Source organism: Burkholderia sp. MS389, assembly GCF_016899425.1.
Classification (GTDB): domain Bacteria; phylum Pseudomonadota; class Gammaproteobacteria; order Burkholderiales; family Burkholderiaceae; genus Burkholderia; species Burkholderia sola.
In genome coordinates this window covers 2,101,633-2,124,846 of sequence record NZ_CP045995.1, presented here as the reverse complement: position 1 = coordinate 2,124,846, position 23,214 = coordinate 2,101,633, and the positions used below count along the sequence as shown (strand labels likewise).

Below are 23,214 nucleotides of genomic sequence, written 5' to 3'. Positions count from 1 at the left end.
GCCGGCACGCCCCGACGGAGCACACGATGAACCCGGATCTCGAGATCGTTCCCACCCACCGCGACGAATCGTTCCGCGCGTGGGTCCACGACTATCCGCATTCGGTCGCGAAGTGGCACTTCCATCCCGAGTACGAGATTCACCTGATCCAGGCGTCGCGCGGCAAGGTGTTCGTCGGCGACCACATCGGCGACTTCGGGCCCGGCAACCTGATCGTCACCGGGCCGAACCTGCCGCACAACTGGGTCAGCGAGCTCGCCGACGGCGAACGCGTACCGTCGCGCGACGTCGTGCTGCAGTTCTCGCGCGATGCGATCGAAAAGATGGTCGGCGCGTTCAGCGAGCTGCAGCCGGTGATCGACCTGATCGACGACGCGGCGCGCGGCGTGCAGTTTCCCGACCGCGTGGGCGTCGAGGTCGCGCCGCTGATGCTCGAACTCGCTGACGCGCACGGCTGCCGGCGCGTCGAGATCCTGATGTCGCTGTTCGACCGGCTGTCGTCGTGCCGCGAGCGGCGCGTGCTCGCGGGGCCCGGCTACCGCAGCGACGCGCAGCACTACATGTCGTCGACGATCAACCAGGTGCTGTCGTACCTGCAGCAGAACCTGCCCGGCATGCTGCGCGAAACCGACGTCGCCGCGTTCGCCGGCATGAGCGTCAGCACCTTCACGCGGTTTTTCCGGCGTCACACCGGCTCGTCGTTCGTGCGCTACCTGAACCGGTTGCGCATCAACGAGGCGTGCGAGCTGCTGATGTTTTCCGACCTGACGGTGACCGACATCTGCTACCGGGTTGGCTTCAACAACCTGTCGAACTTCAACCGTCAGTTTCTCGCGATGAAGCAGGTGCCGCCCTCGAAGTTCCGCGCGCTGCACCGGCTCAACGAACCGCACGGCCGCGACGACGCGCCGCCCCCGCGACGCGTGCCGCCGCGCGCCCCAGACAGGATGCTTCATACGTGACATATCTCGGCATCGATCTCGGCACGTCCGAGGTCAAGGTTCTGCTCACCGATTCCCGATCGGTCCCCCTCGCGACCGGCTCGGCCAGCCTGTCGATCAGCCGGCCGCGTCCGCACTGGTCCGAACAAAGCCCCCAGGCGTGGTGGCACGCGATGCTCGACGCGATCGCGTCGGTGCGCGCCGCGCATCCGGCCGGCTTCGCCGCGCTGCGCGGCATCGCGCTGTCCGGGCAGATGCACGGCGCGACGCTGATCGACCGCGCGGACCAGGTGCTGCGCCCCGCGATCCTGTGGAACGACACGCGCGCCGGTACCGAATGCGTGGAACTCGAGGCGCTGGTGCCGGAATCGCGCGCGATCACCGGCAACATGGCGATGCCCGGCTTCACCGCACCGAAGCTGCTGTGGCTCGCGAAATACGAGCCGGCCGTGTTTCGTGCGGTGCACAAGGTGCTGCTGCCGAAGGACTACCTGATCTGGCGCCTGTCCGGCGAATTCGTGTCCGATATGTCCGACGCGTCGGGCACGCTGTGGCTCGACTGCGCGCGCCGCGACTGGTCCGACCGGATGCTTGCCGCGACCGAGCTGTCGCGCGCGCAGATGCCGCGCCTCGTCGAAGGCAACGCGGCCGCCGCGCAGTTGCGCGACGCGCTGCGGCGCGAATGGGGGATCGCCGGGCCCGTGACGATCGCCGGCGGCGCCGGCGACAACGCGGCGTCCGCGATCGGCATGGGCGTCACGGGCGCCGGCAGCGGCTTCCTGTCGCTCGGCACGTCGGGCGTGCTGTTCGCGGGCAACGACCGCTTCGCGCCGAACCCGGACGCGGCCGTGCACGCGTTCTGCCACTGCGTGGAAGGGCGCTGGCACCAGATGAGCGTGATCCTGTCGGCGGCCGCGAGCCTCGACTGGCTCGCGCGCGCGCACGGCACGACGCCCGGCGTGCTGGCCGCCCGCGCCGAGCACGCCGATCCAGCTCGCGCGCCGCTGTTCCTGCCGTATCTCGGCGGCGAGCGTACGCCGCACAACGACGCGCATGCGCGCGGCGTGTTCTTCGGGCTGTCGAACGAACACGATGCGGACGATCTCGCGTATGCGGTCATGGAAGGCGTCGCGTTCGCGATGGCCGACGGCTACGGCGCGCTACGCGCGGCCGGCACGACGCTCGACGCGGTGTCGTTCATCGGCGGCGGCTCGAAAAGCGCGTTCTGGGCGCGGTTGTGCGCGAATGCGACCGGGCTCGCGATGCAGCGCCATGCGGATGGCGCGGTCGGCGCGGCACTCGGCGCCGCGCGGCTCGCGCGACTGGCGGCGACGGACGACAGCCTGGAAGAAGTCTGTGTCGCGCCGCCCGTCACGGAGACGGTCGCGCCCGATCCCGCGTCGGTCGATCTGCTGGCGGGCCGGCTCGCGCGCTATCGACGGTTGTATCGCGCGCTGCGCGACGAGTTCGCGGCCGGCGACTGAGCGTTGGAGCGATCGCGCTTGACCCGACCCTTGGGACTGCCTTTATGCTGACCGCAACGAATCGACAGCAAAGAGGTGACGGATGGGTACGGACACACTCCGCTTGAACGCATCGGCCGCCGCCGCGCGGCTCGGCATCTCGATCAAGGCGCTACGGCTGTACGAGCGGCACGGCCTCGTCATGCCCGAACGGACGCCGGCCGGATACCGCGCGTACGGCCCGGACGATCTCGCCCGCGCCGCCGACATCGCGGCGCTGCGCAAGCTCGGCCTCGGTCTCGCGCAGATAGCGAACGTGCTCGGCGGCGACGCGCGCAGTCTCGATGCCGCGCTGGCTGCTCACGAAGCGGCGCTCGATCGCGGGATTCAGGATCTCGTTGGCAAGCTCGACAGCGTGCGCGCGATGCGTGCCGGCCTGGCACGGGGACGGATGCCGACAGACGGCGAACTCACCCGGCTGGTCGACCCTGGCAGCGCGGGCGTCGCGTTCGACCTGCCGTGGCCGTGGGGCGGCGAACGGTTCGAGTGTCGCGATATCCGGCCGTTGAACTACATCATCGGTTCGCTCGGGAGCGGCAAGACGCGGCTCGCGCTTCGGCTGGCCGATGCGTTGCCGGGCGCCGTGTTCGTCGGCCTCGATCGGCTGGACGACGACTGTGCCGCGGCATTCGATGCATTGCGTGCCGATCCGGAACTGAAGTCGCGCGTCGACCGCACCGCGGCGTTGCTCGCCGGCAACGGCGCGACGCCGTCGGCGGCGCTGACCGCGCTGCTCGTCAGCGTCGAAGCGGCAGGTCCGCGCGTACTGATCGTCGACATGATCGAACAGGATCTCGATCAGGCCACGCAACACGCGTTGATCGCGCATCTGCGCGCATGCGCGGCCGCCGGCATGCGGCCGCTGTTCGTGCTGACGCGCTCGGCGGCGATCCTCGATCTCGCGGCGGTCGGCCCCGACGAAACCATCCTGTTGTGCCCGGCCAATCACAGCCCGCCTGCGCGCGTGGCGCCTTACCCCGGCGCGCCGGGGTACGAGGCCGTCGCGACGTGCCTGGCGGCGCCGGCGGTCCGGGAGCGGATTGCGCGGCCGCCGGAAGCGCGCGCTATGATGCTCGGTACGGCGCGCGAAATGAATTGAATGTTTCGCGACCGGTCCGTCGGAGAACATGATGGCACGCGACACGCGGGTGGAAATCGAGCTCGACGATATCGAATCGACTGAACAGTTGCACGTGCGGCTGATGAAGCAGTTGAGTTTCCCGGATTGGTATGGAAGAAACTGGGATGCGTTCCGGGACGCCATTACCGCGCTGGTCGATATGCCGCTCATTCTTCGGCTGAAAGGCTGGTCGGAATTCGAACGCCGCTTTCCGCGCGACGCGAGGCTGATGCGCAACTGCCTGCAGGACATGGCTCGGCAATATCCGGCCTTCGCATCCCGTGTCGAGTACGATTGATCGAACTCGCCGGGAGCCGCACGATCGCGCGACCCTTCTTTCGGGGCTAGCCTTTTTCCCGCACGGCGAGGAATTGCTCACCGTTCAATTGGCGTTGCATTGCCTCGATCTGCGTGCACCGCGCTTCCAACTGATTCATGGTCGCAGCAACCGGAAATGGATTCGCATCCGGATCCCGCCGCGCCCTCCTCGGCGCCATCGCTGCGTTCACCGCATGCACGGGACCGGACAAGTTCGTTGCTTGCCGGGCGCTATCGGGACCTGTCGAAAAACCGTCTTGTCCAGACGGCCAAATCGCCTGCAAACAGTCATTCGCGTTCAACATGAAGGGCATCCGGAAGCGTTCGTTTCGGGTATCGTCCCCCTCTCCTGCCAGCACTCGACATGACAGCACGCAATGGAAACAGTACCGCCCCGGCCGAAATCGGCCCCTTCGACGCGATGAGCCGATTTCGCGTGACGTACGACGGGCCCACGCTCGATTCGTCCGAGATGGATGTGCGCGAACTCGCGCCCGCGCTGCTGGCGTTCGGCGCTTTGCTCGACGCGTCGACGCGCGCACTATGCGGCGATCGGGTCCGGCCGCAGGTCAACGTGCGCGGCAGCTTCAAGACCGGCAGCTTCGGCATCGACTTCACGCTCGCGACGTCGCTGCTCGGCCGCATGCGCGACATGCTGAGCGGCAACGAAGGCACGGCGCTCGCCAATGCGGTCACGATCCTGACCGCGCTCGGCATTGCCGCACCCAAGGCGAGGAAGGGGCTGTTCGCCGTCCTCAAATGGCTGCGCGGACGCGAAATCACGCATGTGCGGATGCAGGACCACACCGCGGTGCTGGACGTCGACGGCGACATACTCGAAATCGACCTGCCCGTGCTCACGCTGCTGCGCGACGTCCGCGTTCGCCGTGCCACCGCGCAAGTGCTGGCACCGCTCGCGCGCGAAGGCATCGAGATTTTCGCGGCCGGCACCGACACCGAGGTGTACGAGACGGTCGCCCGCAACGAGATCGCATGGTTTCGCGCGCCGGAGCCAACCGATGCGCTTCTGCTCGACGAACATCGCAAGATGGCGTTCTCGATCGTGTCGCTCGCGTTCAAGGACGATAACAAGTGGCGACTGTACGACGGCACGTCGACGATTCACGCGACGATCTCCGATGCCGGCTTCCTGTCGCGCGTGAACAACAGCCAGATCAGTTTCAGCAAGGGTGACGTGCTGTTGTGCAATGTCCGTATGCAACAGTGGCAAACTTCGGACGGCGCAAAAACCGAATACGAGGTCACCGATGTCCTCGAACATCGCCCGGCCGGCCTGCAGATTCCGTTGTCGGGCCTGTGATCCACGCCGTGGCCTCGCGCCCGACGCAACCGTTCATCACTCATGAAACCGGCGATCCATCTGCGTGCTGCTTCCCAGGAAGATCTCCCGTTCCTGCTGACGCTCCGTCGACTGACGATGACCGAGCACCTGCAGCGCGTCGGCGCGCCGACCGACGATGACGCGCACGACCGGCGCATCCGCACGAACTTCGACGATGCGATGATCGTCTGCGAAGGCGCCGACGCGATCGGCCTGCTGAAGGTGACGCGCGACGCCGGCGAATGGCACGTCCATCAGATCCAGATCCTTCCCGCGCGCCAGGGCCACGGAATCGGCGAGGCCGTGCTGCACGCATTGCTGACCAACGCCGCACGCGCGCACGTGCCGGTGTCGCTCAGCGTGCTGCACGGCAATCCGGCGCGGCGACTCTACGAACGACTCGGCTTCCGCGTCGCGTCGGAGACCGACACCAGCGCGAACATGATCTGGCGCGCGTGACGCGCGGCGATTCGACACCGCCGCATTACCGTTACTGCGTGATCTTCGCGTCCCTCAGCAGATTGCCGATCATCTGCGCACTCGCCTTCTCGGCCGCGATCGCCTGCAACTGCTGCTGAAGCGTCGGCTTCGCGGTTTCGAAACCCGGCACCTGCGTCGGCCGCTTCGCATCCAGCTTCACGATCGCGCGCGCGCCATCGACCGGAATCGAATCCTTCGTCACCGCGCCGACCGGCAGTTTCTCGAGCGCCTGCGCGACCGGCAGCGGCAGCCCGGCCGTCTTGCCTTCCGCGGCCGGCGTGTTGAAGCTCACCCACGGCAGCTCGCCGCCGGTATCGCGGCTCGGCGCCAGGCTGTACTGGCGCGCCAGCCCGTCGAACGACTTGCCCGCTTTCAGCTCGCTCAGCACGGTCGCCGCCGCCACCGGATCCTTGACGACGATCACGCGCGGCTTGTACTCATTCTTGCCGAGCGCCGCGACGAGTTCGTCGTAGCGCGCCTTGACCTGCTCGTCGGTGACCGGCTCCGGCTTCACGTTGTCGCGCAGGTACAGCTGCACCTCGGCCGTCACCTTCGCCTGCTGCATCGCCGCCTTGACCTCGGGCTTGTCCGCGTAGTTTGCCTTCTCGGCCGCCTGCCGAACCAGCACGCGCGTGATCAGCTGATTCTTGATCGCCTGACGGATCTGCGGCGAATCGGGCTGCCCGGACGCGCGCAGCAGCGTATCGACGTCGGCCTGCGTGATCGGCGTGCCGTTGACGGTCGCGACGGTCGCCGCCGTCTGCGCGTGGGCAGCGCCGCTCAGTGCGCCGGCCAGCGCGACGATCGTCAACAGGCGATTCGGTGTCGTTTTCATCTTCATCGGTTGGGTCGCTTCGAGCATAAGAAACGCGGCAGGGGTAGCCGCGCCGGTTCATCGTGCACGCCCGCACACCGTCTGCGGGAGTCGCTGCCATTGTGCACGGAACCGCATTTCCACGTCGGGAGGTTCGGGAAGCGGGTCCGACACGGCGCCGCGCGCATGGTGCCCGCGGTTCATTGCGTGCGCGTTGCGCAACAATCCCGCGGAATCGCATCGATTGCGCGCACGATTGCTTTCACGACTTCGCGACTACGGCCGCTGCCCAAGGCGGCCGCACGTTCAAACCGTCACGGCGTCCACCGGTACACGGTGATGCTGTTCCCCTTCACGTTGTTCTTCATCACCACGTATTCGCCGTTCGAGCGGCGGTACGCGCGGATGCTGTACATCGCATCGATCGCGCTGCTGGTATCGACGGTCGCGGGGCTCGCGTTGACCAGCGTCGTGTCGAGATTGCCGGTGTTGAGGTTGAACGCGTCGACGTTCGGCCACAGCGGCCCGCTGCTGCTGAACCAGTAGCCGACGAACAGGTGGTTGCCCGCCGCGTCGATCGATTTCGCGCCGCTGTGCGGCAGCGTGATCACCGGGTCCGGCTTCGTCGTGTTGCCCGCGCGCCAGCCGTGATACACCTCGATGCGCGTGCCGATCGACGTCCAGTCGTTGGTCCCGACCGCGCCCTGCGCGAGCACCATCGTGTCGCTGTCCGCGAGATAGACGATGCGCGTGAGCGGCAGGATGCTGGCCGGAATGCGGGTCGCGACGCCCGGCCCCCACGACGGCTTGCCGTTCGCGTCGAAGCCGGTCAGCGGGTAATGCGTGATCGCGCCGGTCTTGTCGAGCCCGGCCCATACGCCGCCCTGGCTGTCGACGCTGAAGCCGCCCGTCACGCGCTGCGTGGTATTGAACGCGGGGCCCGGAATCGAGCCGTCCGGAATCGCGACGTAACCGTTCGCCGCGTTGAAGTGATAGAAGTAGAAGACCGGCGGGTTCTGGCCGGCCGCGACGAGAATCCGGTTCGCACCGACCGACGTGAGCAGCCCGAAGTGTTCGTCACGCTGCGTGTCGCTCATGTTGATGCGCGGGTCCGACGGATACGTGAACGGATCGACGGTGTTCGCGACGAACTTGCCGCCCGCGCTGCCGCTGTAGATGTGCGTGCCGCCGTAGAACAGCGCGCCGTCCGTGACCGGGTCCGGCGCGGCGATGCCTTCGAAGTTCAGCGACTGCAGCGTCCAGCGCAAGTTGCCGCTGCTGCCGTACGCATGAATGTCGGTCGCGCCGTTGCGGCCGAGATCCCAGCTGCCGCCCCACGGGTTGTTGAGCACGTAGAGGTTGCCGCCGGTGTCCTTGCCGATCCCGGCGATGCGCGTGAAGCGTTGCGCGCCGACCTGGCCCTTGATGCCCGTCGTCGTGTCGAGATAGCCGCCGCGCACACCGAACGTGCCGGCGAGCGCCGGCCGGCCCGAGATCGAATAACGCTTGATGTTCTGGTCGGGGCCTTCGTCGCCCACCAGCAATTGTCCGGCCGCCGCATCGACATACAGCGCCGACGGATGCGAGCCGGCCGGCATCCGGATCGTATTGAGCAGCGCGCCGGTCGGGCTGAAGCCGACGATCGAGCCGGCGCTTTTCTGCGCGACCCACACGTTGCCCGCGCCGTCCACCGCGAGCGCGCCCGGCGCCGACACGGCGATATCCCGCTGCCACACGCCATCGGTCGTGAACACGCGCACGCGATTGCCGTAGAAGTCGCTCGCATAGAGCAGCGAGCCGGCCGTCGCGAGCCCGGTGACGACGTCGATGCGCGGCTGGTTGGTCGCCGCGCTGATCTGGATCACGAGGTCGCGATACTTGGTCGCGCGGTTGTAGCGCCCCACCGCGCCGCTGCCATACGCCTTGCCCGGCTGCAGCGCGACGAACAGCGACGTTGCATTGCCGGTGATCGCGCTGCCCTGGAATTCCGAATGCGCGCCGATCGAACCGAGGCTCTTGCCGTTCTGGTAGATCGCGACGCCGCCTTCATCCTCGTCCCACATCGATGCGGTGTAGATCACGCCTTCGGGCGCGACCCACATCGCGCGCGCGACGTTGCCGACGTGCGCCGCGAGCGTGCCGTACGTGTTCGCGATCCAGTCGGTGGTGTTGGCTGCGTGCGTAGGGGGCGCAAATGCGGCGATTGCCGCGGCGACGAGCGCGGCCCGGATTCGTTGTCTGGCGACCATGACGGATGCTCTCCTGAACGGGGCAAACATTCACATAAGGGATCGGCCGGCCAGATGGCTTGCAGCCCGCGAGATGTAAATTCTTCCCCGAATCATCCGGCGCGGTCGGTATGACGTACGGCATGCATTCGACAATGCGCAGGGCGAGAATAGCGTTATATAAATCGAAAAAAATTGCGAATCGCCCGCGCTTGCGACGAGCGCGACTATGCGTCAGTGAATGGTCACTTACGCGGCGGATCGGGAATCGGGAAAATCAGGCACTTGCCTGACGGAATATCGCCGCCAATTCGACGTCGATCAATTGAAACGGCGAATGCCATTTCGGAAGTATCGAAAAAGCTACTGTGCCCAACGCAAATCGCCAGCCTGAATCCGTATCGAATCCAGGCCGGCGCATATCATGTGTCGCGGGTCGGGCAACGCGGCGTTGCACCGCCGCGTTGCAGTGCATCATGCCGACGTTTCACGCACCTTCACTTCGGCTACGCGCGCGCCGTCCGATTCGTCGTCGTCGCGCGGCGCGTCGAGCTGCCCCTCCCATTTCGCGACCACGGCCGCCGCGATCGAGTTGCCGACCGCGTTGGTGGCCGAGCGCCCCATGTCGAGGAACATGTCGACGCCCATGATCAGCAGCAACCCGGCTTCGGGCAGGTTGAACTGGTTGAGCGTCGCCGCGATCACGACCAGCGACGCGCGCGGCACGCCGGCCATCCCCTTCGACGTCACCATCAGCATCAGCAGCATCGTGATCTGCGTGCCGAGCGGCAGATGGATGCCGTACACCTGTGCGATGAACAGCACCGCGAACGTGCAGTACATCATCGAGCCGTCGAGGTTGAACGAATAGCCGATCGGCAGCACGAAGCTCGAGATCTTGCGGTTCACGCCGAAACGGTCGAGTGCGTCCAGCAGCTTCGGATATGCGGCCTCGGAGCTGGCCGTCGCGAACGACAGCAGGAACGGCTCGCGAATCAGCCGGAGCAGCGTGAACGCGCGCTTGCCGAGGAACGTCACGCCGGCGAGCGTCAGCACGGCCCACAGCAACGCGAGCGCCAGATAGAAGCTTGCCATGAACTTCGCGAACGTGAGCAGGATGCCGAGCCCTTCGGTCGTGATCGTCGACGCCAGCGCCGCGAACACCGCGACCGGCGCGAACCCCATCACCGCGCCCGTCACCTTCAGCATCACCTGCGCGAGATCGTCGATCACGCCGGTCAGGCGCTTGCCCGCTTCGCCGAGCGCGGACAGCGCGGTGCCGAAGAAGATCGAGAACACGACGATCTGCAGGATTTCGTTGTTCGCCATCGCCTCGGCGATCGACTTCGGCACCAGGTGCACGACGAAATCCTTCAGCGTGAACGCGCCCGTCTTCAGGTTGAGCGCCGCATCGGACGGCGGCAGCGGCAGGCTCAGGTGGCTGCCCGGCTGCAGGATCGTCGCGGTCAGCAGGCCGAGCAGCAGCGACGTGAACGACGCGATGACGAACCAGCCGAACGCCTTGACGCCCACGCGGCCCACCGCGCCGCCATCGCCCATCTGCGCGATGCCGACGGTCAGCGTCGCAAACACCAGCGGCGCGATGATCATCTTGATCAAGCGCAGGAATATGTCGGACAGCAGCGATACGTAGCCGGCGACTTCCTTCGCCATCTTCGGGTCGGGAAACGCGCTATGGCACGCGTAACCCACGGCAATACCAAGCATCATCGCGACAACGATGTACTTGGTAATGTTGTGTTTCTTCTTCATTAGTCGTCCAAATTACAAAGCGTATGTTGCTAACGGCGGGCCAATCATTCGCGTCCGGCTGCGAATCGAAACCTGTGTCGACATGCCGGCGATCTGTCCGCTGCGGGCGGTCTCCGGCGGTCACCCGGGCGGACAGGGGGGGCATTCTAACGCAAATGGCGCACCAGCTTTCAATTCCGAAAGCCGCGCCGGTTGATTTGCGTCCTGATGTCGTCGGGAAAGGAGTCTCGTCGCGCACGACGCGACGCGACGCAGCGATCGCGACACATTCTCACAAAGATGCGCAGACATCGACACTACGACACGTAACCGATCTGTAATATTTGGAAATGATTCGCGTTGACGCCGGCGCTTGACGCCAACACGCAATCTCGAGCCGGAAACGCGGCACCGCGTTCACGTCATTGCTTCCATCAGGTCGAGTCATTCATTTCATCAGCAATCCTTCGAAATGAATGACCGAAAAAAAGCGGCATCGTGATGAACATTCTGTACACCAACTTCCACGGCGATTACGGCGGCGGCCAGGACACCTACGTCCGCGATCTCGCGGTCGCGATGAGCCGCCATCATCGCGTGACCGTGGCGTCGCCGGAAGGCAGCCGCCTGTCGCGACTCCTGCAGGACAGTCCCGACGTGGCGATCTTCGACATGGAATTCAAGCCGCGCTGGAACCGGCTGTGCCGGGAGATTCTGCGGCTGCGCCAGCGGATCGCCGGCGAGCGCTTCGACGTGATCCACGTGAACGGGTCCGCCGATCACCGGCAGGTGATGCTCGCGCTGCTCGGCTGCCGGTATCGGCCCGCGGTCGTGCTGACCAAGCACAATACCTATCGCGCCGACAGTTTCGGCAACCTGCTGCGCGCGCGGCTCGCCACCGACCATACGATCGCGGTCAGCGACTACGTCGCGAGCATGCTCGCGCTGCGCTCGCCGTACGGAAACGTCACCGTGGTCAAGCACGGCGTGCGCCGGCCGGCTGCCGAACGACTGGCGGCCGACGAGATCCGCCGCCGCAAGATCGCGCGGTTCGGGGCATCCGGCGCGGACGCGATCGTGCTGGGCAGCAGCGCCGGCACCGCCCCCGAAAAAGGCTGGATGGACCTGATCGCGGCGCTCGGCCGCCTGCCCGAAGCCGAGCGCGAGCGGTTTCGCGTGCTGCTGGTCGGCGCGGAGCCGTCCCGCGAGCAGCGCGAGCAGCTCGCGCGGCACGGCATGGCGTCGCGCACCGCGTTCACCGGGCGCCTCGACGATGTGCGGGCGCCGTTCTCGATCATCGACGTGTCGTTCGTGCTGTCGTACCACGAAAGCCTGTCGTATGCGTGCCGCGAAGCGATGTCGCTCGGCTGCCCCGCGATCGTGACGCGAGTGGGCGGGCTGCCCGAAAACGTCGAACCGGGCGTGGACGGCTGGGTCGTCCCGCCGCGCGAGCCCGCGGCGATCGAAGCGATCCTGCGCGCGATCGTGCAGGCGCCCGGTTGCATCCGGGCGATGGGGCGCAGCGCGCGGCTGAAAGGCCGCCGCGAATTCTCGTTCGATGCGTTCATCGACGCGACCCTCTCCGTCTATCAGAAATCGGTTCGACACAACCCGTCGCGCTGGGTGACCCCGTTGAGAACCACGAAATGGCCATGAATATCTGGAAGAAGTACTGGGACCTGCGCACGCAGGAGTGCGACTTCAAGACCCTGCGGATTTTCCGCAAGGCCGCTTAATCCCGCCTTCCTGCGATCCACCCATGCTTGCGCGCACCTCACGCTATCCGATCCTGATGTATCACCAGATCCGCCCGCTGCCGCCGCCGACCGACCGGCTGCGCGGCCTGAGCGTCGCGCCCGACGCGTTCCGCCGCCAGATGACGCTGTTCAGGCGGCTCGGCTACCGCGGCCTGAGCGTGCGCGAACTGCAGCCGTACCTGCGCGGGGAGCGGCAGGGCAAGGTCTTCGGCATTTCGTTCGACGACGGCTTTCTCAACGTGCTCACCCATGCAATGCCCGTGCTCGACGCGCTCGGGTTCACCGCGACGTGCTACTTCGTCGCCGGCCGGTTCGGCGGCGCGAACGACTGGGACGCGGGCGCGCCGACTGCGCGTTCGCCGCTGATGACGTGCGCGGACATGCTCGCGTGGCGCGATCACGGTCATGAAATCGGCTCGCATACGCTCGATCACGTCGCGTTGTCGTATGTGCCGTCGCCTGTCTCGGACTTTCAGCTCACCGAATCGAAGCGGAAACTCGAAAGGCTGAGCGGCCAATGTGTCGAATCGTTCTGCTATCCGTACGGTGATCTGGATGCGCGCGTGCGCGATCAGGTCATCGCTGCCGGTTACGGCAATGCGACGACGACCCGGCGCGGATGTGCCGGTGCGAACGACGATCCGTTTCTGTTGCCGCGGATTCCGGTCGCGGGTGGGGTCGGCGCCGTGAGGCTGGGGTTCAAGTGTCTGAAGGCACGGGTGGCGGCGGCCTGGTAGCGCGCATCGTCGCCGGGGCATGCGCCGCAGCGGCTCATCCGCCGACATCCCGATACCCGTCCATGCCGTGTGGGCGCACGGACGGGCTCCGCCATCACGCCAAGGCCGGCGAGCGGAAACGCGCCGACGGGATCGCGAATCGTCCCGCCGGCCGCGCGTTCGCCGCACGCATCGGCCCGGCTGCCCGTTACCGGTCGTACTCGAAAGACTCGGTGAAAGCCGTGTCGCCCGGATCGGACCAGCTCAGGCTCACGAACGAGAAGTCCGTGTTGCCGCCCCAGCCGGCCACCGACGGGAACGCGACGCCCTGATCGCCCGGCACGTTGAGCGTCACCGCCGCACCCGGCTGGACGAGCGGCGCCGATGCAGTACCGTTGACGAACGTCGCCGTTGTCTGCCCGGTCGCGGTTGCGCGAATCTGCACGTTGCCGCGCTTGACGAACGGCAGCCCCGCTTTCGACGTCCACGCCAGCGGGAAGGTCGCGCCGCCCGCGAACGTGGCGGCAGAGCCCGGCGTCAGCTTGTCGCGCGTGGACTGCGCGAGGTCGTGCCACGCGTACTGACGCAGCGCATCGGGCGACGGCGACGGCGTGCGCAAGCGCACCGTGTAGTGCCTGGCCGGCGTCGACGTGTTGCCGTTCTGGTAGACGTCGATCGTATAGGCGCTGAACGGCTTGATGTCGGCCAGCTCGGCGGCGCTCAGTTGCGGCTTCGCCCACGCGGTATTGTTGCGCGGTGCGTCGCCGGGCCACGTGAACAAGCCCTGGTTCGCCGGGTCCTGCGCGACGCCGGCCAGGCGGAAGTTGTTGCGGCACTGCGCACTTTTCGCCAGTGCGGCGAGCTGCGCCGGCGTCTGCCCGCTGGCGATCTGCGCGCGGATGTTCAGCGTGTCGCAGGTGCCGCTCGACGGCTGGAGAAACACGCCGTTGCGCAAGCCGGGGCCGTTGACGATCGCGAAGTCCACCGCGGTGCCGGACGCGTCGACGGCGCCCACCTGCAGGTTGAGCGAATCGACGAACGCGTTGGTGCCCGTCGACGGATTGGCCGGGTTCAACCAGTCCCACTTCTGCGCGTTCGCGTTGACCTTGCTCAATACCGCGCGCTGGTTGCCGATCACGCGCCAGCCGGTATCGCCATTCGCGAGACTGCCCGGCCGCACCGCGAGCTGCACGTGTTGCTGCATGCCGTCGCGAATGCCGTCGCTGCGGGTCCACGCGAGCTTGATCCACATCGTGTCGCTCGCGACGACGCGGATGACTTCCGGCAGGCTGAAGCTGGCGTTGTTCATCGCATCGTCGGCCACGATGCCCGGCGTGCCGCCGGCCGGCGCACCGAACTCCTGGTCGACCGACATCCCGTTGTTCAGATACGCGGCGGGCACGCCTGCATTCAGCGCGCCGGACGCGACATCGTCGACGAAGATCTGGCCGCACGCCGATACGCTGCCGCCCGTGCGCGCAGCGCCGGTCGACCCGGCGAAACACTGGTTGAGCGCGCGCTGCAATGCCGCCAGATCGCTGGCGCTCGGCAGGTTCGACACCACCGCGCCATTGATCGTCGCGGCAGCAGGCAGGCTGGCCTTGTCGCTCGCCTGCGGCGCGACGCCGGGCGCGAGCTGAAGCTGCACCGGCGTATCGCTGGACGCGCCCGCCACCGAGCTGATCTGGATGCCGCCATCCGGCAGCACGTTGATCTTCACTTGGTCGAGCAACCGGTCGAGCCCCGGCGCACCTGCGGTCAACGGGCCGGAAATCAGGTCGACGCCCGTATTGCCGGTGGCGGCGAGCAGGTCGGCCAACACCGTCGAATACGCCTGCACCGTGCCGGCAACGGCCTGGGCCGTGACCTTGCTTTGCAGCAAACCAGTGTCGGCCAGCAGCTTCGTCGGGTCGCCGCCGACGATCGTGGCCGCGATCGCGTTCGTGATCGGCGTGATGTTGATCGTCTGCGTGCCCGCCGTGGCGCTGAGCGCGATCAGCGTGGCCTGCGAATCGGCGACGTTGCCGTATGCGGACAACGCAAAAGGCGCGGTCAAGCCGGTCACCGCGCAATGAAACGCGCCGGTTGACGCATCGGCCGGGCAGTCGACCGTCTTGCCGCTCGCATCGACCAGCTTCACGGTGGCGGCCTGCATCGCAGCGCCGGCCGCCGCGACGCCGCTGACCGTCTGAGCCGCCGGCTGCCCGGGCGGTGGCGAAGAACTGTCGCTACCACCGCAAGCCGACAGGACGAGCGCTGCAATACCGGATACGACAGGCGTGAGTTTCATTGCGTTTCCCCCGACATCCTTCTGGTTGATGCGTGTCATATGCACCGCTCATGCACGCTGGACGGCAGGGATTCTCGCAAAGCCGATTTTCGCGATCATCATTCACGTGGATGAAAATCGGCAAATAACACCGCATGAAACGCAAACAACCTGTGTTAGCCTGAAAAAAATCCTGAAAATTCGGTATTCGAAGCAATATCGTCAGACAAAAACCACATACGAAGATCGCGAAGCGACGGGGGAAGCATGCAACGGGACCAACTCATCGGGGACCTCTATGAGGCCGCGCTGCAGCCGGACGGTTTTCTCGAAGTTTTTCATCGGGTATCCGAATCGCTCGGCGCAAACGTTTTTCACATGTTCAGTTGGGACGCCGCGCGCAATGCCCCGCAATTCTCGATCTATTCGCCGCGCGCGGAATTCGACGAGATCATCGCCCGCTACGACCAGTATTACGGTGCGCTCGATCCACGCCGCGGCTTCGTCGAGAACGCGCCGCTCGGCGAATTCGTTTGCTGTCAGGATCACCTCACCGACCGCGACGTCGAACGCAGCGAGTTCTTCCAGGACTTTCAGATTCCGTCGGGATTTCGCTACCTGATGGGGATTCGCTTCGCGCGCCCCGGCAGCGACAACATTCTGCTCGGGCTACTGCGAGCGCATGGCCGCGCGCCGTATTCGCCGGAGGAACGCGCGACGCTGACCGGTATGGCCGGGCATCTGCAACGCTCGATCAACCTGTGGCGAGACGCGCGCGTGCTGCATCGCGACGCCACGCTCGGCGCCGAACTGATGGAGGAGCTGGGCCTCTCCGTCTTTGCGCTGGACAGGCACGCGCATGTCGTCTTCGTCAACCGGGCGGCAGAGTCGATGCTGCGCGTCACCACCTGCCTCAAGCTCGAGAACGGCTACCTGAGCGCGACGAGCGCGCCGCAGAACGATGCACTCAAGGCGGCGTTGACACGTGTCGCGAAGACTCGCAAGAGCGAGAGCGTTGCGCTTTCGGGCACGCTGGTGGCCGCGCATGAAGTTTTTCTCAGCATCGCGGCGCTGTCCGGACAGGCGCTCCATGCGACGTTCGGCGATGCGACGCTGCTGGTCACGGTCAGGCGACGCGGCGCGGCGCCGCTCGTCGTCGCACAACAGTTGCGGCAGTCGTTCGGTTTGTCGAGCGCCGAAGCGGCGGTGGCTGAGGCACTGATCAACGGCAAGACGCCTGATGAGTGTGCGGCCAGCGCGGGTGTGTCGCTAGCGACGGTGCGTACTCAATTGCGGGCGATCTATGAAAAGACCCATTCGCGGAATCAGGCCGAAGCGGTCGGACGGATGCTTTGGGTACTGCCGCAGCATAAGTGCAAGGATTGAGACGGCGCAGGGCGGGTAGTTGTAGCCGGGTCGTGATCAGCGATCAATTCGATAATTAGAGGATCACGCGACTCGCAAAAATGCCGGGTTTAATACATCCATCGAAGATAGAACATTCAACCCTTCCCAAACTATGAAAACACCCCTCATCAAGACAGCTTTGAAAGTCAGGCAACCCACGGATATGTAGAAAAACTACATCGCCCCTCTCCAGCGCAGCCCCCAACACCATCAAGGCAGATTTACGTAATCACCATAAATTCCCTCATATTCCGCGCTTGACCAGCTACGCCGCCAGCGGTTAATGTTGAAAAACTACATGATTTAGCCGGCCATCCTGTTACGGGCACTGGCTTGCTTTTTCGTGGCTTCGCTTCCACCGAGAGCAGGACAATAATTTCTTACATAAAAGAAAGGAGTGCGAATATGTTCGTCAGGAACCTGAGAGATGTCGAAAAAGATGGACTGCTTGTCGAATGGGGATCCGGCACAAGCCATCGCTTGTTGACGGAAAAGGACGGCATGGGATACGGCGTGTGCCATACGGTGGTGCGTGCGGGTACGGAATCGCTACTGCAATACCGCAACCATCTCGAAGCCTGTTATTGCATTGCGGGCGAAGGCGAGGTCGAGGACATGAACGGGAACGTCTTTCCGATCCGCCCGGGCACCCTCTACGTGCTCGATCAGCACGACCAGCATTACCTGCGCGGCGGCAAAGACGGGGATCTAGTGCTTGTCAGCGTCTTCAATCCCCCGCTCAAGGGACACGAACGGCATAACCTGGCGTCTGCAGAAGCATCCGCTTACTAAGGCTCGATACGCTCATTCCGGGAGGCCCCGGGGTAGCAGCCCTCCCGGCAACGTCCGCAGGAGCGCGCATGCATCGCGTGCTCCGCGCAAAAGAAAGGTGACCGTTCGTGCGCGCCCAGCATCAAGCCTTTTTCCATTCGCTTTTCCTTGCCCGCCTCGCCGACCAGATTCTGTTGTTTCTCGTGCCGCTGGTCATCTTTCAGATGACAGGACGCGTGTCCTGGTCGGGCATCGCGTTTTCGCTCGAAACACTGCCGAGATACCTGTGCTTCCCGTTTCTAGGCGCGCTTTGCGACCGGTATTCGCCCACGAAGCTGATGCGCGTCAGTCAGATTCTCCGCGCGGCGGTATGCGTCGCGGGCGTCGCCGCCTACGACCTCGTCGGCGGCATCGGATGGCTGATCGCGCTGTCCGCGTTGTGCGGCATGCTGACGAGTCAGGGCATCGTTGCGCGCGAGGTGATGCTGCCGCAGATATTCAGCAGCCATCGCTTCGAAAAAGTGCTGTCGTATTCGCAATTGGCCGACCAGCTTGGCCTGGTGCTCGGCCCCATGCTCGCGGCGATCCTGCTGTCCTGGTGGCGCTGGGAATTCGTCGTCGCGGCCGCCGCCGTGCTGTTCGTCACGGCCGACGTCGCGCTCGCCTATTGGCAAAAGGCCAGCGCGTTCGAATTCGTGATGCCGGAAGGCACGCACGGCACCTGGTTCAAGCCGATCAGGACGGCCTTGTCTCACGTCGTCCATCTCCCGGGCCTCAAGTCCGTCATCATGCTGGCTGCCGCGGAGAACCTCGTGATCGGCGTCACGCTCGCGACATCCGCCGCGATGGTCACCGGCTTTCATCACGAAAGCGGACGCTATTACGCAGGACTGCAAACGGCAGGCGCGTGCGTGACGATCGCGATTCTGCTGATGACGGCGAGGTTGCATGTCCCGCGGCGCATCCTCGGCCTCGTCGGCTTCGGTTCGATCTGTGTCGGCGGCGTTATCGCGGCAGCCAGCCCGGGAATTGCGGGATACGTTTTCGGCTTCCTGCTGATCGTCGGGTTCGACAAGATGTTCAACGTGTACATCCGGAGCACGCGGCAGAAGATCATCCCCGCGCGTGACTACGGCAAGACGACGGGCGTCGTCATCCTCCTCAACAACATGACACAGCCGCTCGCGGGCGTCGCGGTAGGCGTGTTCTCGACGCGTTTCGGACCAGACACGGTGATCATGGTGCTGTCCGTGTGCATGGGTTGCCTCGGGTTGCTGGTCTCGCTCGCGCCCCGCATTCGAAAAGACCACAGCCCCTCGTCGGCCTCGGCGTCCTCGCATGAAGGCTGATGCCATGATCGAACGACTCCCGACATACTTCGAGCGCAGCGCGAGCAGCCGGCGAGACAAAATCGCGCTGGCGGTCGACGGACGTTCGGCAACCTACGGCGAATTGCTGGACGTGATGTCGACGATAGCCGATACGCTTCGCCGTCTCGGCATTCCCGCCGGCGCGCGCGTCGCGCTCTATTCGGAGATGTCCGTGCATGCGGTGGCGGCTGCATTCGGCATCCTGAAGGCGGGATGCATCCTGGCATGCATCAGGCACACCATCGACACCGCCGAACTGGAGCAGCAGATCGCGGATTGCGGCGCCAGCGCGCTCGTGGCATCGCGATCGACCTCGCCGCGCATCGCGTCCCGTCATCGCGCGGTCACAATCGACGCGACCCGCGGCGACCTGTCGGACTATGTCGTCTGCTTCGCGACCGACGGCGCATCCGAAGCGGTCAATCCCTCCGTGGATGACGCCGCAACGATCTTCTACACATCCGGCTCGACCGGCGATTCGAAGGGCGTGCTCGTCACGCACCGGAACATGATTGCCGCATTCCGCTCCGTCTCCGGCTATCTCGCCAATAGCGAACGCGACATCGTGCTCAGTTTCTCCCCGGGCTTGAGTTCGGACTACGGCTTCTACAACACGGTCATGCCGCTGCTGTTCGGGGGCCGTGCCGTGGTCGAGACGGCGTTGCCCGCGTCGGGCGCCGCCATCGTCGACATCATTGAGCGACACGGCGTAACCGGCCTGCACGTCTTTCCGCCGGCGCTTTTCCGTCTGTGCGAATCGGGCGACCTGCCTGCCTCGAGACTGCAATCGCTGCGGTATGTCTCGACCAGTGGACAGGCGTTGCCCGGCAAGTACATTCGCCTGCTCAGGCGTGCGCTACCGGCTGTCCTGATCTACTGCAACTACGGTTCGACCGAGTGCAAACGCATCGCCTACCTGCCGCCCGCCGAACTCGATAGACGTATCGGCTCAGTCGGCAAAGCCATTCCGGGCATCAGGACCTACCTCGTCGGCAACGACGATGCGCTCGTGGTCCAGCCCTGGCAGGTCGGTGAACTGGCGGTAGCCGGCGATCTGCTGATGGAGAAATACTGGGAGCGCGAAAGCGATACCGCCCGCGTCATTCGCAAAGGATGTTTCGGTGAATCGCGCGTGTTCATGACCGGTGATCTGTTCGCGATGGACGAGGAAGGATTCCTGTTCTTTCAATGCAGGAAAGGCGACCTGTTCGATCGAGACGGCGTGCCGGTGAATCCGCGCGCCGTCGAGCGGGTATTGCTCGACCACGAATCAGTTGCGGAGGCGCTCGTCGTACCGGTTTCCCGATCCGACGGCGCACACGTCCCCAAAGCCTATGTCGTTCCGGCTGCGACATCTGCGGCCAATGCAATCGAACTGCTCGATCATTGTCGCCGCCATCTGGATTCCGCTGCGGTTCCGGCAAGCATCGACTTTCTGCGAGCGCTGCCAAGAACGTTCGGCGGCAAGGCGTCCGCCCAGGGTTTGAACTGATACCACATGCAAAGAGGTCAACCATGACGTCAAGCGGAATCGAGGACGGCGCGGAGCAGTACCTGGAAAGCGCGCCGATGATCCGGATGGCAAGTTATTTTCACAGCCTGGCGACGGGCGCGACGCAGGTGCCGAAGCAATCGGTCGCGAGCCGCATCCGCCATTTGCTGCGCGATCCGGACGTGCTTGCCTATCACGACCTGATGGTCGCCGAAGCCGGGCCGCTGTTCACGCATTTCCTTGCCAGCGTGCCAGCCATACTGGAGGAAATGTCGCGCGTCGGCGTCGCGCTCACGCGGTATTCCGAACGTCGCAGGCAGCACGCGGATCAGCACTTCGAGTTTTACGAGGTCGATGCCTTCGACGGCACCAACGGCAGAACGCTGGCAAAACGATCGAACGGCCTGATCCGCACGTTCACGAACTCGCCCAATCCGGCCAACGAAACGACGTTCAACCGGTTCGCCAATCACGACTTCTCGGCGTTCCACCCGCAGGCATTCGCCCACGTCACCCCTCGGCTGTTCCGCGAACATGCGCGCCTCGACCGCTTCTCCGGCACGTTCGACTACATCTACGAGACTGCCGCATTTCAGTTCTATGGCGTGGATCGCGCGGACCAGATTCGTCACGTCGCGCGCCTGCTCAAACCGAACGGATTGATCTTCTTCCTCGAGAAGCTCAACTGCGATTCGCTCGACGAGTATGACAAGCGCGAACGCGTCAAGGACGAACTGCACAAGCGCCATTACTTCAGCCGCGAGGAAATCGACTGGAAGCGCAACCAGATGCTGTCGCAGATGCAAAACGGGCAGGTGACGTTCGATACGCTCGTCGCGTCGATTCACGAGCAATTCGAACATGTCTATCTGCTCTGGAACGGGACGAATTTTCACGAGTTCGTCGCCTCCAACGACGCACGATCGATCGAGGCATTCGTCTCGCTGCTCGGCGAACCCTGCATCGAGCCCGTGTTCTGCTTCGAGCACCCCGTACCGCGCAGAGTAGCCGGGCCGCGAGGAGACGCGACGTGATGCAGCTGCATGATGACCTCCCGTCAATGGATACGATCCGGTCATGCGTGGACGGGCTCGAACTCGAGCGCACGCAGATCGGACGACGCATCGAACAACTGCTCCCGCACTGGCAGGCTCGCGCACAGGCGGCCGATCAGCTCGCGCGCCTGTCGCCCGAGACCATGGCCGAACTGCACGATACCGGGCTCCTCCACCTGCTGACGCCGCGCCGCTACGGCGGATTGCAGCAGGACTTCCCGACACTCGTCGAAGCTGCCCGGCTCGCGGCCACCGCATGCGCGTCCACGGCCTGGATGTTGAGTGTCGTCGGCGGACATGTGACGACTGCGGCGCGCCTGCCCGCCGCCTGTCAGGACATCATCTTCGCGAACGGGCCGCGACAGCTGTTCGCGACGGCCACGGTTCAGAACGGCACGTTCGTCAGGGACGGCAGCGGATTCCGGTTGAACGGCATCTGGCGCTACAGCTCGGGCATCGATCACGCAACCTGGGTAATCGTCTCGGCACGACTCGGCGGGACGGACGCACCGGAGGCCCAGGAGATCTTCAAGGTCGTGGTTCGACGCGAAGACGTCCGTGTGCTCGACACGTGGCACGTGTCCGGCATGCGCGCGACAGGCTCCAGGGATATTGCATTCGACAAGCTGTACGTGTCGGACGAGTGGGTGTTCGCTCGTTCGAACTATTTTGGCCCGCATCCCGCCGGCGCCGACCTGCATCCCGACGCGTATCTGTACGACGTGCCGCTCATCCCGTACAGCACGACGTGGATCATCGGACCGATTCTGGGCTGCGCACAGGGCGCATACCGGCACTGCATCGATACGCTCCGCAGCCGCGGTAGAAGCGGCGACGCGGTGCTTTGCGGGCACATCGCGAAAAGCGACGCGGAGCTCGCCTGCGCCGGTCGTCTCTACGACGCGCTGGTCCGCACCTTGCACACGGCCGGCATCGCGCGACGCGCGGTGTCGCCTGCCGAGACGGTCCGCATCAGGCGTGATCGCGCGTTCATCGCACAGCTTTGCGTCGACGCGATCCGGCGACTGATCGGCAGCATGGGCACCGCCGTGGCATTCGACGCCCATCCTGCACAACGTCACTGGCGCGACCTGCAGGTCATGGCGGCGCACATCGACGTCGGCTGGGACGCGGCGGCTGTTGCGTATGGCGGCCACGCGATCGCGCATTCGACGGACACGTCCCGCGAGTCTCCGCCGGTGTATCAATGAATACCGCGATGCCGGACGACGAAACGGAGACGATCGACATGAACCGGGACGCGATATTCCGCGGCATTGCCGATGCGCTGGGACTCGCCGTGGACGAGGATTTTGGTGCGGCCGGGCGGTACGCGCCGCTCGTGCGCTGTGACAACCAGATCTTCGTCAGTGGACAAATTCCGAAGCTCAACGGCGAAATCGCCGTTCGCGGTTTGATCGGATCGGACGTGTCGGTGGACAGCGGTCGGCGCGGCGCGATGATCTGTGCCGCTCGCTGCATCGCGCTGTTACAACGGTCGCTCGGCACCCTCGAGCGGGTCCGGGCCGTTCCGCGCCTCGGCGTCTATATGCAAAGCGATCCTGAATTCGAAGAACACAGTGCCGTCGCCGATGGCGCGTCGGAGGTGGTGCATTCCGTGTTCGGCGAAGCGGGCGTGCACGCAAGAACGTCACTCAGTGCATTCCGGCTGCCTCGATACGCTGCGGTCGAAGTGGATCTGGTTGCGTTCGTCTGGCGGGATTCCGGCGGAGGGAGGGGTACGGCGAGGGGTAAGGGGCAGACGTAAAACTCCAAAAATTGCGGCGGTTAAAGCAGATTATTTCGAGGCGTTTTCATCATCAATTCAAAGACAACAGATTGGGACTGCGGACGCGCGT

General features: G+C 65.1%; 20 protein-coding genes. 15 read left to right on the top strand and 5 right to left on the bottom strand.

Annotated features, from left to right (window positions below):
- Positions 1-26: 26 nt before the first annotated feature.
- From GJG85_RS25865 to GJG85_RS25850, 4 genes are all read left to right on the top strand, one after another.
- Positions 27-962, top strand: a complete 936-nt coding sequence (locus GJG85_RS25865) for an AraC family transcriptional regulator (protein WP_050017150.1) — start codon at positions 27-29, stop codon at positions 960-962.
- On the top strand, positions 959-2,425 hold the full coding sequence (gene xylB, locus GJG85_RS25860) for a xylulokinase (protein ID WP_050017151.1): 1,467 nt from the start codon (positions 959-961) through the stop codon (positions 2,423-2,425). Before GJG85_RS25865 ends, xylB begins: the two co-directional genes overlap by 4 nt.
- 82 nt (positions 2,426-2,507) lie before the next feature.
- Positions 2,508-3,563 (top strand): MerR family transcriptional regulator, encoded by a 1,056-nt coding sequence (locus GJG85_RS25855; RefSeq protein ID WP_204383979.1) that lies wholly within the window; start codon positions 2,508-2,510, stop codon positions 3,561-3,563.
- A gap of 31 nt (positions 3,564-3,594) precedes the next feature.
- Positions 3,595-3,882 carry a barstar family protein gene (locus GJG85_RS25850; protein WP_050017163.1) on the top strand — a complete coding sequence of 96 codons (288 nt, stop codon included), beginning with the start codon at positions 3,595-3,597 and terminating at the stop codon, positions 3,880-3,882.
- A 46-nt stretch (positions 3,883-3,928) separates the two neighbouring features.
- On the opposite strand, the gene GJG85_RS25845 is transcribed toward GJG85_RS25850, so the two are convergent.
- Entirely contained in the window at positions 3,929-4,207 is a 279-nt protein-coding gene (locus GJG85_RS25845) for a hypothetical protein (RefSeq protein WP_143328923.1), read from the bottom strand.
- Positions 4,208-4,266: 59 nt separating this feature from the next.
- On the opposite strand from GJG85_RS25845, the gene GJG85_RS25840 reads away from it, so the two are divergent.
- Both GJG85_RS25840 and GJG85_RS25835 read left to right on the top strand, forming a co-directional pair.
- Positions 4,267-5,223 (top strand): hypothetical protein, encoded by a 957-nt coding sequence (locus tag GJG85_RS25840; protein WP_089489962.1) that lies wholly within the window; start codon positions 4,267-4,269, stop codon positions 5,221-5,223.
- Positions 5,224-5,265: 42 nt separating this feature from the next.
- The gene (locus GJG85_RS25835; RefSeq protein ID WP_089489961.1) at positions 5,266-5,703 is read left to right on the top strand and encodes a GNAT family N-acetyltransferase; all 438 of its coding nucleotides are present in this window, start codon (positions 5,266-5,268) and stop codon (positions 5,701-5,703) included.
- A gap of 31 nt (positions 5,704-5,734) precedes the next feature.
- Here the strand turns inward: GJG85_RS25835 and GJG85_RS25830 are convergent, their stop codons facing one another.
- The 3 genes from GJG85_RS25830 to GJG85_RS25820 form a co-directional block, all read right to left on the bottom strand.
- A complete protein-coding gene (locus tag GJG85_RS25830) occupies positions 5,735-6,565 on the bottom strand; it encodes a peptidyl-prolyl cis-trans isomerase (RefSeq protein WP_089490024.1) in 831 nt (276 codons plus the stop codon).
- A 287-nt stretch (positions 6,566-6,852) separates the two neighbouring features.
- The gene (locus GJG85_RS25825) at positions 6,853-8,787 is read right to left on the bottom strand and encodes an SMP-30/gluconolactonase/LRE family protein (protein ID WP_204383978.1); all 1,935 of its coding nucleotides are present in this window, start codon (positions 8,785-8,787) and stop codon (positions 6,853-6,855) included.
- 453 nt (positions 8,788-9,240) lie between these two features.
- A complete protein-coding gene (locus tag GJG85_RS25820; protein WP_050017156.1) occupies positions 9,241-10,539 on the bottom strand; it encodes a dicarboxylate/amino acid:cation symporter in 1,299 nt (432 codons plus the stop codon).
- Positions 10,540-11,019: 480 nt separating this feature from the next.
- On the opposite strand from GJG85_RS25820, the gene GJG85_RS25815 reads away from it, so the two are divergent.
- Together GJG85_RS25815 and GJG85_RS25810 are read left to right on the top strand one after the other, a co-directional pair.
- Complete coding sequence (locus tag GJG85_RS25815) at positions 11,020-12,174, top strand: glycosyltransferase (protein ID WP_060733715.1); 1,155 nt, start codon at positions 11,020-11,022, stop codon at positions 12,172-12,174.
- Positions 12,175-12,277: 103 nt separating this feature from the next.
- Complete coding sequence (locus GJG85_RS25810) at positions 12,278-13,012, top strand: polysaccharide deacetylase family protein (protein WP_050017165.1); 735 nt, start codon at positions 12,278-12,280, stop codon at positions 13,010-13,012.
- Positions 13,013-13,199: 187 nt separating this feature from the next.
- Here the strand turns inward: GJG85_RS25810 and GJG85_RS25805 are convergent, their stop codons facing one another.
- On the bottom strand, positions 13,200-15,281 hold the full coding sequence (locus tag GJG85_RS25805; protein WP_204383977.1) for a hypothetical protein: 2,082 nt from the start codon (positions 15,279-15,281) through the stop codon (positions 13,200-13,202).
- A gap of 246 nt (positions 15,282-15,527) precedes the next feature.
- On the opposite strand from GJG85_RS25805, the gene GJG85_RS25800 reads away from it, so the two are divergent.
- The 7 genes from GJG85_RS25800 to GJG85_RS25770 all read left to right on the top strand — a co-directional run bounded on the left by GJG85_RS25800 (position 15,528) and on the right by GJG85_RS25770 (position 23,123).
- A complete protein-coding gene (locus tag GJG85_RS25800) occupies positions 15,528-16,646 on the top strand; it encodes a helix-turn-helix transcriptional regulator (protein WP_050017167.1) in 1,119 nt (372 codons plus the stop codon).
- Between the two features lie 426 nt (positions 16,647-17,072).
- Complete coding sequence (locus GJG85_RS25795; protein WP_050017168.1) at positions 17,073-17,459, top strand: ectoine synthase; 387 nt, start codon at positions 17,073-17,075, stop codon at positions 17,457-17,459.
- Positions 17,460-17,566: 107 nt separating this feature from the next.
- Positions 17,567-18,787, top strand: coding sequence for an MFS transporter (locus tag GJG85_RS25790; protein WP_050017169.1), 1,221 nt, complete (start codon positions 17,567-17,569; stop codon positions 18,785-18,787).
- Positions 18,777-20,300: a class I adenylate-forming enzyme family protein gene (locus tag GJG85_RS25785; protein WP_200891640.1), complete on the top strand. Its 1,524-nt coding sequence runs from the start codon at positions 18,777-18,779 to the stop codon at positions 20,298-20,300. Before GJG85_RS25790 ends, GJG85_RS25785 begins: the two co-directional genes overlap by 11 nt.
- A complete protein-coding gene (locus tag GJG85_RS25780; protein ID WP_239468947.1) occupies positions 20,195-21,334 on the top strand; it encodes a class I SAM-dependent methyltransferase in 1,140 nt (379 codons plus the stop codon). Before GJG85_RS25785 ends, GJG85_RS25780 begins: the two co-directional genes overlap by 106 nt.
- Positions 21,334-22,566 carry an acyl-CoA dehydrogenase family protein gene (locus GJG85_RS25775; protein WP_204384481.1) on the top strand — a complete coding sequence of 411 codons (1,233 nt, stop codon included), beginning with the start codon at positions 21,334-21,336 and terminating at the stop codon, positions 22,564-22,566. Before GJG85_RS25780 ends, GJG85_RS25775 begins: the two co-directional genes overlap by 1 nt.
- Entirely contained in the window at positions 22,563-23,123 is a 561-nt protein-coding gene (locus GJG85_RS25770; RefSeq protein WP_089489956.1) for a RidA family protein, read from the top strand. The genes GJG85_RS25775 and GJG85_RS25770 overlap by 4 nt, the downstream gene beginning before the upstream one ends.
- Positions 23,124-23,214 lie beyond the last annotated feature (91 nt).